This window comes from Nocardia sp. NPDC005746 (assembly GCF_040630785.1).
GTDB lineage: Bacteria > Actinomycetota > Actinomycetes > Mycobacteriales > Mycobacteriaceae > Nocardia.
On sequence record NZ_JBEXYE010000003.1, the window covers coordinates 70,741 to 83,389 of the forward strand.

Genomic DNA, 12,649 nt, shown 5'->3' on the forward strand with positions numbered 1-12,649 from the left:
CCCCACCATGCGTGTCGGGTCGGCTCCTGGACTCCGCGCAATCCTCACAGCGCTTCCCCCTGCGTCGGTGAGGTCGTGCTCTGAGTGCCTCGCGGGCGCCCATCGATGCCGCGCATCGCGAATATGTGTGTCGCACATTGTCGGCCCTGAGTGCCGCGAATCTTGCCTGCCGTGCACCGATAACGCTCCGACCGGCCGGGGTCGTGAACCGGTAACCGACACGGGTGTGGCGCTCGCAAATTTGCTGTGGGCGCACGATTGTCGCCTCTGTGTGCCGGGCGAATGGCACACAGAGGCGAGTCAGGGTGACGAAATCACTGGTCACTTGACCGTCCAGTTCTAATTGCCTGACTTTTCAGCACTGCACTCCTCGTAATGGCCGCTCCGCGCATGCGGGGAGTTGGCCTGGAACTTTCTAAAATCAGGCCGTTCGTAATGTTCAGCACGAAGCTGGAACTCGAGTGGGGGCGAGTTCCGAGGGGAGTTGAGATGGCTGTCCTTTTGGATGCGGAGTCGTGCCCGATCGAGAATCGGCACGGCCTCGTCACCGACCTCGCGAAGTCGGTGGCCCTGCAGGTGGACGCGGAACTGCTGGATCCACCGGAACGCATCGTCACCCGCCACGAGAAGTGGCGGCTCGGGGTGGCCACCCTGCACCGGATCCAGATCTCGGCCGTCCGGGTCCGCCGGACGCCCGCGCAGGTACTGCGAACACCCTCGTCCGCGGTCGCGGTGGTCTTGCAGAAGCAGGCCGTCCGGCATCATTACCAGAACGGCCGGCACACCGTCACCTCGCCGGGCGAATGCGCCCTCTGGGATTTCGCCACGCCCTTCGAAGTCGGCTGGGACGGGCTGGGCGAATCCTGGTGCATCGCGGTCCCGCGCGATCGGCTGGGAGTGTCGGGCGAGACCCTCGCCGCCGCCACCGGCCGGCTGCGGCACAGCCCGCTGCACGACATGATCGCCGGGCAGATCACCGAACTCATCGAGGGCGCCGAGGCGCTCGAACGCGATCCGGCCGCGGTCATGCTGGGCCAGTGCTGCGTCGAGATGGTGCGGGCGCTGCTGCTGTCCGCCTCCGGACCCGCGACCGGTGACGAGACCCCCGCCCACCAGCAGGCCGTGGTCCGCGAGGTGCAAAACTACGTGCGCCGCCACCTCAACGACCCCGACCTGAAGGTCGAGCAGATCGCCGCCGCCCACAACATGTCCGCCCGCTACCTCTACCGGCTGTGCGCGAACGCCGGAATTCGCCTGGAGCAGTGGATCATCGGCGAACGGCTCGCGGCCGCGCGCGCCCTGCTGGTGGATCCGGCCCATGGCGGGCGCACCATCAGCGCCATCGCGCACACCGTCGGCTTCCGGGACGCCACACACTTCACCCGCCGGTTCCGGGCGGCGTACGGCATGACCCCGCGCGACTGGCGCTACGCCGCCGCGACCGCCTGAGCGCTAGCTCGCGGACCCGCCGGCATGCCGCGCCTCGGCCCGCCATTCGCTCGGGCCGACGCCGTAGGCGGCGCGGAAGCGGCGGGTGAAGTGGCTCGCGTCGCGAAATCCCGCGGCTCGCGCGATCCAGCCGATGGTGCGCTCCGTGTGCCGGGGATCGGCGAGCATGCGACGCGTCAGCTCCAAACGTTCACCGATGATCCACTGCTGCATCGACACTCCCTGCTCCGACCACAGCCGATACATCCGGCGCACCGAGATATGGTGCGCGGCGGCGACTTCCGCCGCGGTCAGGTCGCGACGGCGCAGATTCAAGCGCAGGTAGGTCTCCATCTGACGCAGCAGCAGCGGGGCGGGCAGCCCCGCCCCGATCCCTTCCACCGGTTCGGTTCCGGCCGCCGAGAGCACCAGTGCGCGCACCATATCCACCCCGGCTCGCCCCAGATCGGCAGCGCCCGGGTCGTTCTCGATCGTGTCCGCGCGGGTCATGAGGTCGACGATGAACGACGAGACCAGCGGGCACAGCGAGCTGCGGCGCAGACCCAGCGCCGCGGTGCGCACGACGTCGCCCGGTAGTTCCAGCTCGTCCACCGACATGCGCAGGCTCACGCTGATCGATGCGCCGCGCATCACCGACACGAATGGGTTGTCGTGGTCGATGGCTCCGCAGTCCCCCGGCGCGAGCACCTCCTGAATGCCGAAATGTTCGTGGATGCGGGTGCCGCCGATCTGCCGGGTCACCGAGAACAGGCCCGCGGGAGTGGTCCGGACATGCTTGGGAGTCCGGAGCACATCGACCCCCGTGGTCTCGGCCCGCAACACTTCCACCGGCCCGAACAGCCAGGCTTCCAAGCGGCCGTGGGCCCCGCCGCGATCGGCGAAGCGGACATCGGCGGCGGCCACGGTCTCCGAGGCGACAGCGGCCAGGGCATCCGCGCGCTCGTGCCGGGCCAGTGCCGCGGTATCGAACACGACCGCCATCCACGCCTCCACCAGTTCGATCCGACGACGCGGTGCGGGCACCCCTCGGGATGCCCGCACCGCGGTCGGAACAGTAGCAGCAGCAAGTGGGCAGCACACCATCGTGCAGATCGCCCGCCCGGCCTCCGCCCCGGCGCATGAATTGCACCGTCAATGCATCAAGATTGTTTGCCGCACAGTCTACTTGCGCGACCCCGGCGAGTGCGGTAAGTCGCCGAGTCGGCGGCTACAGCAAACCGGTGGCGTAGCGGTTCGAACGGACGAACAGGTCTACCTGACGCAGGCGCGGCGCACCGGTAGACCGCGATCCTCGAAGGCCGCCAGCATGGCCTGGCCGCGACGCGCGCCCTCGGAGGAGGACGTATTGGCCAGGGCCGGAACGTAGGTCGCCGCACCCACCACCGATTCCGCGACCAGCCCCCAGAAGCGCCGCACACCCAGACCGGAGCAGTGCGTCATCGCCTCCTGGATCAGAGTCAGCGCGGGCAGGCAGCGGTGCGCGAGCCAGACGTAGAGCGCCGGCTCGCACGGCAGCGCCACCACACCGTCCTCACCGGCGAGCGGGTCGCCGTCCAGCGCGCGAATGGTGGTGTCGGACAGCCCGGCCCAGTCGATGCCGCCGTCGTTGTCGGTGTGGATCCACAGGTTCTCCAGGCCCGGATCCCACGCGCGGCCCTCCGACACGACCATGGCCATCACCCGGCCCACCACCGCGTGGATCAGCGCGGTGGCCACCACCTCGGCGGCGATGTCGGCATTGCTCATCTCCGCGGCGTGGCGCCGGTACATCAGTTCGATGCGGCCCTCACGGATGCCGTCGGCGAGTCGCCACCATCTGCGTTTGCCCTGGTCGACCATGGCGGCGACGGCGTAGACACGCGGGTGATCGGGTTGCAGGGCGCGCAGGCGGTGACAGGCCGTCCCGAAGGCGAGCCTGGAATCGCGCGGCGGGCACACGGTTACGGGTTCGAGCATCGAACCTCCTCATTCATCGACTATTCGGCCAATGTGGGGACCAAAGGCGTGGAGCATGGACAACGCGTACAAGAAGATAGGTTAGGCTTACCAGACTTATCGACCTAGAACGTGTCAGGAGTAGTTCGTCACCGTGCCCGCCGTAGTCACCACCAGACGGCGACGTCTGTCCGGACTTCTCGTTCTCGCCGTGCTCCTGCTCGGCGCACTGGCCGCCAGCATCGCCCTGGGTACCCGCAATCTGGGTCTCGGAACCGTCTACGACGCGCTCACCTGCCCTGGCGGACTCCCGCTTTCGTGCCCGGCCACCGACACCGCCGCCCAGATCGTGCGCGAATTGCGGCTTCCCCGAACCGGACTGGCCCTCATCACCGGGCTCGCGCTCGGCATGGCCGGGGCGCTCATCCAGGGCTACACCCGAAACCCCCTGGCAGACGCCGGACTACTCGGCATCAATGCGGGCGCGGCGTTCCTCGCTGCGCTGAGCATCCACCTGCTCGCGCTGACCAGCCCGGCGCAGTACATCTGGTTCGCGTTCGCGGGCGCACTGCTCGCGGGCGCGGTCGTCTTCGGCATCTCGGCCCTCGGCGGCGGTAAGGCGAGCCCGCTGAGCCTGGTCCTCGCGGGCGCGGCCGTGACCGCGTTCCTGCAGGCCATGACCAATATCGTTGTCCTACTGGACGGGACGGCCCTCAACACCTATCGCTACTGGGTGGTCGGCGACGTGGCCGGGCACGACGCCACCACATTCCGGCAGGTCCTGCCGTTCCTCGCGGTCGGCGTCATCCTGGCCCTGACCTGCGCCCCGACCCTGAACCTGCTCGGCCTCGGCGACGACGTGGCCCGCGGCCTCGGCGTCGACATCACCCGCAGCCGCGCCCTCGGCCTGGCGGCGGTCGTCCTGCTCGCGGGCACGGCCACCGCCGCGGTCGGCCCCATCGCCTTCCTCGGATTGATCGTCCCCCACCTGGCCCGGGCGTTCACCGGCCCCGACTACCGCTGGCTGCTCCCCTACTCGGCATTGCTCGGCGCGATCGTCCTGCTCCTGGCCGACACCGCGGGCCGATTGATCGCCCGCCCCGGTGAACTCCAAGCCGGTGTCACCCTCGCAGCCCTCGGCGCACCCTTCTTCCTCCTGCTCGTCCGCCGCCGAAAGCTGGTGAGCCTGTGACACTCCCGACACCTCCCAATACCGCCCCCGACGCTGTGAGCTCGGGCGACTCGCCGGCAAACCCGTCGACGAGCACGCGGCGGCCGGAATCCATCGCAGCGGACGACATCTCCCGCGGACCAGCCGACAGCCACCACAACGCGGGCGGGATCGACGACGCCGGGTCGCGGAGCGCGCACTCGCGCGAGACGCGCGGCAGCACGGCGGCCACGCCCGACGGGGGCAATACGCACACGTCACAGGCACATACGGCACCGTCGTCCGGACGCGCGCCGGAGGGAACGGGCGCCGAACGCACAGACGCCGCGACCGGATTGCGAGCGGTTCGGCCTGCCGTGCGGGCTGGCGGATTCTCGTCGGTGCTGCGTCCGATGGCATTGATCACCGTGATCTCGCTGGCGGCCTTGCTGTTCGGATTGTTCGCGCTGGATATCGCGGTGGGCGAGTTCCGGATTCCGCTCGGGCGGGTGCTGGATGTGCTGGGCGGCGGCGGGACTCGGGCGCAGCGGTTCGTGATCATGGATTCGCGGCTGCCACGGGCGCTGACCGCCGTGGTGGTCGGGGCGGCGCTGGGGCTGGCGGGCGCGGTGACGCAGTCGATTCTGCACAACCCCCTGGCCAGCCCGGATCTGCTCGGCATCACCTCCGGTGCGAGCGTCGGCGCGGTCGCGGTGCTGGTCGGGCTCGGCGGGGCCGGGACGGGGACGGCTGCGGCGCTCGGGGTTTCGGGGGCGGCGCTGGCGGGCGGGCTGCTGACCGCGGTGCTCATCTATCTGCTCGCCTGGGGACGGACCGCGTCCGGGGATGCCGGGGTGATGGGATTCCGGTTGGTGCTCATCGGGATCGGCGTCAACGCGGCGCTGCTGTCGGTGGTGAGCTGGCTGCTGACGCGGGCGACGCTCACCGACGCCGCGCACGCCCAGCAATGGCTGACCGGGTCGCTGAACATGGCCGACTGGTCGAGCCTGATCCCCGCCTCGATCGGATTGGGGCTCGCGCTGCTCGTCACCGCCGGATCGGCGCGCACGCTGGCCGCGCTGCGGTTCGGCACCGACACCACCCGCATCCTCGGCGTCCGCATCCAGACCCAGCAGGCGATCCTCATCGCCGCCGCGGTCGGTTGCACCGCGCTGGCGACCGCCGCGGTCGGCCCGCTCGGATTCGTGGGCCTGGCGGCGCCGCAGATCGCGCGGCGGCTGCTGCGCACTCCCGGTGAACCGGTCATCGCGTCCGCGCTGGTCGGGGCCATCGCCGTGGTCGGCGCGGACCTGCTCGCGCGCACCGCGTTTCCGGTGTCGCTGCCCGTCGGTGTGGTCACCGCGGCCGTGGGTGGACCGTTCCTGCTGTATCTGCTCGTTCGCACCAACCGGAAGGCGACACTGTGACTTCGACGTCGGCTCCCGTGACTTCTAAGGTGGCACTGTGACTCTCGCTGCGGAATCCCTCACCCTCGGCTACGGCGAGCGGATCATCGTCGACGGACTGTCGGTGGACATCGAGCCCGGGCTCATCACCACCGTCATCGGCCCCAACGGCTGCGGCAAGTCCACCCTGCTGCGCTCCCTGGGCCGGCTGCTGCGCCCCAAGGCGGGCCGGGTCCTGTTGGACGGCAAGGCCATCGCCACCATGAAGACCAAGGACATCGCCCGCGTGGTCGGCATGCTGCCGCAGACGCCGGTCGCGCCCGAGGGCCTCACCGTCGCCGATCTGGTCGCCCGCGGCCGCCACCCGCACCAGTCCTGGCTGCGGCAGTGGTCCGCCGACGACGAGACCGAAGTGCTGGCCGCCCTCGAACAGACCGGCATCGCGGACCTCGCGGGCCGCACCCTCGACGAGCTGTCCGGCGGCCAGCGCCAGCGCGCCTGGATCTCCATGGCCCTGGCCCAGGGCACCGACATCCTGCTGCTCGACGAGCCGACCACCTACCTCGACCTCACCCACGCCCTCGAGGTGCTGGACCTGGTCGACCGCCTGCACGACGACCTGGGCCGGACCGTGGTCATGGTGCTGCACGACCTGAACCTGGCCATCCGCTACAGCGACCGCCTCATCGTCATGCGCGACGGGCGCATCGAGGCCCAGGGCGCCCCGGCCGACATCATCGATGCCGAACTGCTGCTCGAGGTGTTCAATCTGCGGGCCGAGGTGCTCGAGGATCCGGTGTCCGGGCGGCCCATGATCGTGCCGATCGGCAACCGTCACGTCATCGTATGAGCAATCCCACACCAGCAACCCGCCGGTTACGACGACCTGTAGTACGCATTGCTGTCGTTGTCTCCGTAAGCTTGTGGGATGGCAGGTCTTGGTGAACTCGAGAAAGCGGTCATGGACCAGTTGTGGTCGGCCGACGAACCGCAAACGGTCCGGCAGGTCCATGAAGCCCTCGCTCAGCGTCGTGAACTCGCGTACACCACGGTGATGACCGTTCTACAGCGCTTGGCGAAGAAGAACCTGGTCGTCCAGCAGCGCGACGACCGCGCACACCGGTACGCGCCCGTGCACACCCGCGACGAACTCGTCGCCAGCCTCATGTTCGACGCGCTGCAGCAAGCGGACGAGGTGGGCAGCCGCCGTGCCGCGCTCGTGCACTTCGTCGAGCAGGTCGGCGCCGACGAGGCTGACGCATTGCGCGCCGCACTCGCTAAGCTCGAAGCCACCGAGGTGGCGCGCAAGGACAAACCCGAGTCCGTTTAGCTGTACCCTCGGCCCGAGCCCCACAACGCAGTGAGCTGAGGACATGGACTGGACAGCGCCGGTATTCGCCGGTCTCGCCTTGTTATTGGCGGGACCGGTACCAGCGCTGCTCTCCCGGGCCACCTGGCCCTTCCGCAGTCCCCGTGCCGCCCTGGTGCTCTGGCAGGCCATCGCGCTGGCCGCGGTGCTCAGCGCCTTCGGCTCCGGCCTCGCCATCGCCTCCCGCCTGCTGGTCCCCGGCCCCGACGGCCGGCCGACCACCACGCCCAGCAAGGAAATCGACGCCCTCGGCCTGCCGCTGTGGCTGGGCCTGGTGCTGGTGTTCGCGCTCACACTGCTGATCGGGGCGCGACTCATCTGGTCGGTGATCCGGGTCGGCATCCACACCCGCCGCCGCCGCGCCCGCCACCGCATGCTGGTCGACCTGCTCGATCAGTCCAGCGTGCGACGCAAATCGGCCGATATCCGGGTGCTCGCGGCCACCGAGCCGATCGCCTACTGCCTACCCGGGCTACGCCGTCGCGTGGTGCTCAGCCAGGGGACGGTCACCAATCTGACCGACGAGGAACTCACCGCCATCGTCAGTCATGAACGCTCGCACCTGCGGGCCCGCCACGACCTGGTGCTGGAAGCCTTCACCGCCGCGCACGAGGCCTTCCCCCGCGTGGTCCGCTCCAAGTCCGCCCTGGACTCGGTGAAACTGCTCATCGAACTGCTGGCCGACGACTCCGCGGTCAAGGTCACCGGCCCCACCCCGCTGGCCCGCGCCCTGGTGGCCTGCTCGAATTCGCCCGCGCCACAGGGCGCGATGGCCGCGGGCGGACCCAGCACACTGATCCGCATCCAGCGCCTCGCCGGTCCCATCGGCGACCTGCGCATCGCCGCCGCCGCCTACCTGGCCGCCGCCGCCATCCTCGTCGTGCCGACCCTCGCCGTCGCGATCCCCTGGCTGGTCGAGGTCAGCCGCCTGGTCAGCCGTGCCTGAACCCGCTCCGCCCGCCCGCGAATCCGACTCGGGCGCGGACGGTGCCGCCGTGCCCGGCGGCGCACCCGGCTCCCGCGACGCCACCCTCGACACCTCGTCCACCCGCCGCGGCACCCGAAACCGACCCGCGGCGATGCCGAGCACAGCTCCTGCCGACCCACCGAAAACAGCTATGGAGGACACCATCCACACCGACCCGACATCCGCGGCCGACCCGGCATCCAGCACGGCACGACCGGCATCCACGGCCCCCGCGGAGATGCCGGCCGGGCCCGCGGGAACGGCAGGCGATGTCGGCGGCAGTGCCGGACGCGGAGGCCGCGCGAGCGGTGCGGCGGGATCGAGCCCGACCCGATTCGCGGATCTCGGTCTGCCACCGGTGCTGGTGCAGGCGCTGCGGCGGGGCGGGATGGATACGGCGTTCCCGATTCAGGCCGCGGTCATTCCCGACATTCTCGCGGGCCGCGACGTGCTGGGCCGGGCCGCCACGGGGTCGGGCAAAACGCTGGCGTTCGGGTTGCCGATGCTGGTGCGGCTGTTCGGTGCGCCGAGCGCCCCCAAGCGGCCGCGCGGTCTGATCCTCGCGCCCACCCGGGAACTGGCGATCCAGATCGAAGCGGCACTGGACGAACCCGCGCTGTCGCTGGGCCTGCGCCTGGCCACCGCGGTCGGCGGGCTCCCGATCAAGAAGCAGGAGGAGCGGCTGGCGCGCGGCGTGGACGTGGTCATCGCGACGCCGGGCCGGTTGACCGATCTGCTCGGGCGGAAAGCCGTGCAGCTGGCCGATATTCGCGTCGTCACCGTCGACGAGGCCGACCACATGGCCGAACTCGGCTTCCTGCCGCAGCTCACGGCCCTGCTGAACAAAGTGCCCGAGGACGCGCAGCAGCTATTGTTCTCGGCGACGCTGGACGAGTCGATCGACGGGCTGGTGCAGAAGTACCTCCGCGAGCCCGCCACCCACGCGATCGGCGCGACCACGGCGAAAACCGCACCGGCGGGCACGAATTCGGCCGCATTCGGGACGAATTCGACGTTGGGCGCGAATTCGACCGCGCAGCACCCGGGTCCTACCACGCCGGGCACCCCGGCCACGGGCACAGGCGCGGCCCCGCGGGGTGAAGCCTCGGCCCTGCTGGGAGCGGGCTCTCCGGGCACAAGCGCTGCCGAGGCGGGTACCGGTTCGACAGCGGCGGCAACCGATTCGAGCGCGGTAGGCGCTACCGCCACGGGCGGCACGGTCGGCGGCGGGTTCGGGAGGGTAGCCGCTGGACCCGATATCGCCCACTACGCGCTGCATGTGCGGCGGCCGGACAAGCGGGCGGTGGTCAGCGAAATCGCCGCGCGGCCGGGTCGGACGCTGCTGTTCGTGCGCACCCAGCACGGGGCGGACAAGCTGGCCCGCAAGCTGCGGGAGATCGGGATCGGCGCGGTCGCGCTGCACGGCGGAAAGGCACAGAACCAGCGCACCCGGATGCTCGCCGCGTTCGCCGACGGGACCGCGCCGGTGCTGGTGGCCACGGATGTCGCGGCCCGCGGGCTGCACATCGACGATGTCTCGCTGGTCGTGCACGTCGATCCGCCCGCGGACCCGAAGGACTATCTGCACCGCACCGGCCGGACCGCGCGGGCGGGCGCGTCGGGCACGGTCGTCACCATCGTCACCCCGGACGACCGGGAGGAGGCGGCCCGGTTGGCGGAGCGCGCCTCGGTGACCCTCACCGATGTCGAGGTGCGGCCGGGCGATCGCCGGCTCGTCGAGATCACGGGAGCCCGCCGCCCGAGCGGCCGTCCGATCGCCGATCCCTCGGCCCCGCCCACGCCCGAGCGGAAGGCCGACAAGGAGCAGCCGCGGTTCCGGCAGCAGCGGCCGCAGGGCGAGAGCCGCACGCACAACAAGAAGCGCAAGCCGGGTGCTGCCCGGCGTTCGTCCCGCTGAGCGGCGACACGGTTGTAGGTTCCTACGACACGCGCAGGCGAATCGAGCGGCGTTTCCGGCAAATCCGACGAGATCGAGATCTCCAGGGAACCAAAACAAGGCCTAGCAAATTTTTAGCAAACCATCCGGGCGGCTCTGAGCGGACGTGTTCACAACTCCCGCGGCGGGCCAACGACAGACGGTGCCATCCGTTCGAAGCCACTGCGCCCCAAGTTGATCGAGAGCGACCCGGCGAATGCGGTGCGGAACCGGCCCGCGAGGCCCGCCCGTCCGCACCGCGTCCGCGCTCGGCGGTCAGATCAAGTCGGCGTTGCCATCGATGACCTTCACCGTGTATTCGAAACGGTCGATGCGCCAGCCCTTTTCAGTACGCTGCAACCCGAGTACGTAGCTGCCGACGAACCAGCGGGTGGTGCCGCCGGTGGCGTCGTTCTTCACGTGCACGGCGATGGCGTCGGCGTGCGCCAGCGCGGTATCGCCGGTGATCTCGACGAGCTGGTTGCCCGCCTGGTGGTGTACGGCGTCCAGCGAACCCAGACCGGCGGCCCAGGCGTCGACGATGTCGCCGCCGGGCTGCGGCCCGACCGGACCGCCGAAACCGTTGTCGAAGAACACCTCCGGCGCGAGCACCGACTCGCGCAGGTCGGCCCAGCGGGCCTGGTCGCAGTAGACGAAGAGTTTGGTGATGGTGTCGCCGACGTCCAGTCGATCGGCGAGCGCCGCAAGATCGGTCACGCTCGCGAACGCTAGGACACCCCGATTCGCGCGGCAATCGGAATTTCTTGGCAAGTCGCTGGCGAACGCACAGCGTTCAGCTACCATGGTCCAACGTGCAGTTTCTTCCCGGGCAGACCCCGCCCTATGACCTGACCTACGACGACGTCTTCCTCGTCCCCCGCCGGACGGATGTGGCGTCCCGTTTCGATGTCGACCTGTCCACCTCCGACGGGACCGGCACCACCATCCCTCTCGTGGTCGCGAACATGACCGCCGTCGCCGGCCGCCGTATGGCCGAGACCGTGGCCCGCCGCGGCGGCATCGTGGTGCTGCCGCAGGATCTTCCGATCCCGGCGGCCGCCGACACCATCGCCTTCGTCAAGAGCCGCTCGCTCACCGCCGACACCCCTGTCGTGCTGGATCCCGAGCAGTCGGTCTCCGACGCGCTGGCCCTCATCCACAAGCGCGCCCACGGCGCGGTCGTCGTGGTCGAGAACGGCAAGCCGGTCGGCGTGGTCACCGAGGCGGCCTGCACCGATGTGGACCGTTTCGCCCGCCTGAGCACCGTCGCCGACGCCAACTTCGTCAGCGCTCCGGCCGACGCCTCGCCGCGCGACATCTTCGATCTGCTCGAGGCCGAGCACGCCCACCTGGCCGTGCTGGTCCACGCCGACGGCACCCTCGCGGGCGTGATGACCCGCACCGGCGCCATCCGTACCGGCATCTACACCCCGGCCACCGACGCCGCGGGCCGACTGCGCATCGCGGCCGCGGTCGGCATCAACGGCGACATCCCGGGCAAGGCCAAGGCCCTGGTCGACGCGGGCGCCGACGTGCTGGTCATGGACACCGCGCACGGCCACCAGCAGAAGATGCTGGAGGCGCTGGCCTCGGTGGCCGCGCTGGATCTGGGCGTGCCGCTGGTCGCGGGCAACGTGGTCTCCGCCGAGGGCACCCGCGATCTGATCGAGGCCGGCGCGGACATCATCAAGGTCGGTGTCGGCCCCGGTGCCATGTGCACCACCCGCATGATGACCGGCGTGGGTCGCCCGCAGTTCTCCGCCGTGGCCGAATGCGCCACGGCCGCAGCGGAATTCGGCAAGCACGTGTGGGCCGACGGCGGCGTCCGCCACCCGCGCGACGTGGCCCTGGCGCTCGCGGCCGGCGCGGCCAACGTGATGATCGGCTCCTGGTTCGCGGGCACCTACGAGTCGCCCGGCGACCTGCGCACCGACCGTGACGGCAACCGCTACAAGGAGTCCTTCGGCATGGCGTCCAAGCGGGCCGTGGCCGCCCGCACCGCCACCGACTCGGCGTTCGACCGGGCCCGCAAGGCGCTGTTCGAGGAGGGCATCTCGTCCTCGCGCATGCGCCTCGATCCCGAGCGTCCCGGTGTCGAGGACCTGATCGACCACATCACCTCCGGTGTGCGCAGCTCCTGCACCTACGCGGGCGCGCGCACCATCGGCGAGTTCCACGAGCGCGCCGTGCTGGGCATCCAGTCGGCCGCCGGGTTCGCCGAGGGCCGCCCGCTGCCGTCCGGTTGGTGATCGTTCCCCGTTAGTACTGCACAACCCGAACCCGGCGGGTCCGCTCGGATCCGCCGGGTTTCGTGTGCGCGGACCCCGTTCGGCGAGTCACCGCCGGGTCGCCGCCGGATGATTCCCGGCGACCGTCCACTGTGATACGGCCCCGCTGTGCGGAAACCGGCGAAGCCGCCCGGTAACATAGCCTGACC

The 12,649-nt window shown here is 70.3% G+C and carries 11 protein-coding genes; 8 read left to right on the forward strand and 3 right to left on the reverse strand.

The window, feature by feature from the left end; all coding sequences use genetic code 11:
• The first annotated feature begins 489 nt into the window (after positions 1-489).
• Positions 490-1,449, forward strand: a complete 960-nt coding sequence (locus ABZ412_RS06975) for a helix-turn-helix domain-containing protein (protein WP_357277318.1) — start codon at positions 490-492, stop codon at positions 1,447-1,449.
• A gap of 3 nt (positions 1,450-1,452) precedes the next feature.
• On the opposite strand, the gene ABZ412_RS06980 is transcribed toward ABZ412_RS06975, so the two are convergent.
• Complete coding sequence (locus tag ABZ412_RS06980) at positions 1,453-2,490, reverse strand: helix-turn-helix domain-containing protein (RefSeq protein WP_357277321.1); 1,038 nt, start codon at positions 2,488-2,490, stop codon at positions 1,453-1,455.
• Positions 2,491-2,700: 210 nt separating this feature from the next.
• The gene (locus tag ABZ412_RS06985; protein ID WP_357277323.1) at positions 2,701-3,405 is read right to left on the reverse strand and encodes a hypothetical protein; all 705 of its coding nucleotides are present in this window, start codon (positions 3,403-3,405) and stop codon (positions 2,701-2,703) included.
• A 133-nt stretch (positions 3,406-3,538) separates the two neighbouring features.
• Between ABZ412_RS06985 and ABZ412_RS06990 the strand changes: the two genes are divergently transcribed.
• From ABZ412_RS06990 to ABZ412_RS07015, 6 genes are all read left to right on the forward strand, one after another.
• A complete protein-coding gene (locus ABZ412_RS06990) occupies positions 3,539-4,576 on the forward strand; it encodes an iron ABC transporter permease (RefSeq protein ID WP_357277325.1) in 1,038 nt (345 codons plus the stop codon).
• A gap of 371 nt (positions 4,577-4,947) precedes the next feature.
• Positions 4,948-5,961, forward strand: coding sequence for an iron chelate uptake ABC transporter family permease subunit (locus ABZ412_RS06995; protein ID WP_357277328.1), 1,014 nt, complete (start codon positions 4,948-4,950; stop codon positions 5,959-5,961).
• Between the two features lie 37 nt (positions 5,962-5,998).
• Positions 5,999-6,790 (forward strand): ABC transporter ATP-binding protein, encoded by a 792-nt coding sequence (locus tag ABZ412_RS07000; RefSeq protein ID WP_357277330.1) that lies wholly within the window; start codon positions 5,999-6,001, stop codon positions 6,788-6,790.
• A 78-nt stretch (positions 6,791-6,868) separates the two neighbouring features.
• Positions 6,869-7,270, forward strand: coding sequence for a BlaI/MecI/CopY family transcriptional regulator (locus tag ABZ412_RS07005; RefSeq protein ID WP_357277332.1), 402 nt, complete (start codon positions 6,869-6,871; stop codon positions 7,268-7,270).
• Between the two features lie 43 nt (positions 7,271-7,313).
• Complete coding sequence (locus ABZ412_RS07010) at positions 7,314-8,255, forward strand: M48 family metalloprotease (RefSeq protein ID WP_357277335.1); 942 nt, start codon at positions 7,314-7,316, stop codon at positions 8,253-8,255.
• Positions 8,248-10,194 (forward strand): DEAD/DEAH box helicase, encoded by a 1,947-nt coding sequence (locus tag ABZ412_RS07015; RefSeq protein WP_357277337.1) that lies wholly within the window; start codon positions 8,248-8,250, stop codon positions 10,192-10,194. The genes ABZ412_RS07010 and ABZ412_RS07015 overlap by 8 nt, the downstream gene beginning before the upstream one ends.
• Before the next feature lie 294 nt (positions 10,195-10,488).
• On the opposite strand, the gene ABZ412_RS07020 is transcribed toward ABZ412_RS07015, so the two are convergent.
• Positions 10,489-10,929: a nuclear transport factor 2 family protein gene (locus tag ABZ412_RS07020; protein ID WP_357277340.1), complete on the reverse strand. Its 441-nt coding sequence runs from the start codon at positions 10,927-10,929 to the stop codon at positions 10,489-10,491.
• Between the two features lie 95 nt (positions 10,930-11,024).
• Between ABZ412_RS07020 and ABZ412_RS07025 the strand changes: the two genes are divergently transcribed.
• On the forward strand, positions 11,025-12,461 hold the full coding sequence (locus tag ABZ412_RS07025; RefSeq protein WP_357277342.1) for a GuaB1 family IMP dehydrogenase-related protein: 1,437 nt from the start codon (positions 11,025-11,027) through the stop codon (positions 12,459-12,461).
• Positions 12,462-12,649 lie beyond the last annotated feature (188 nt).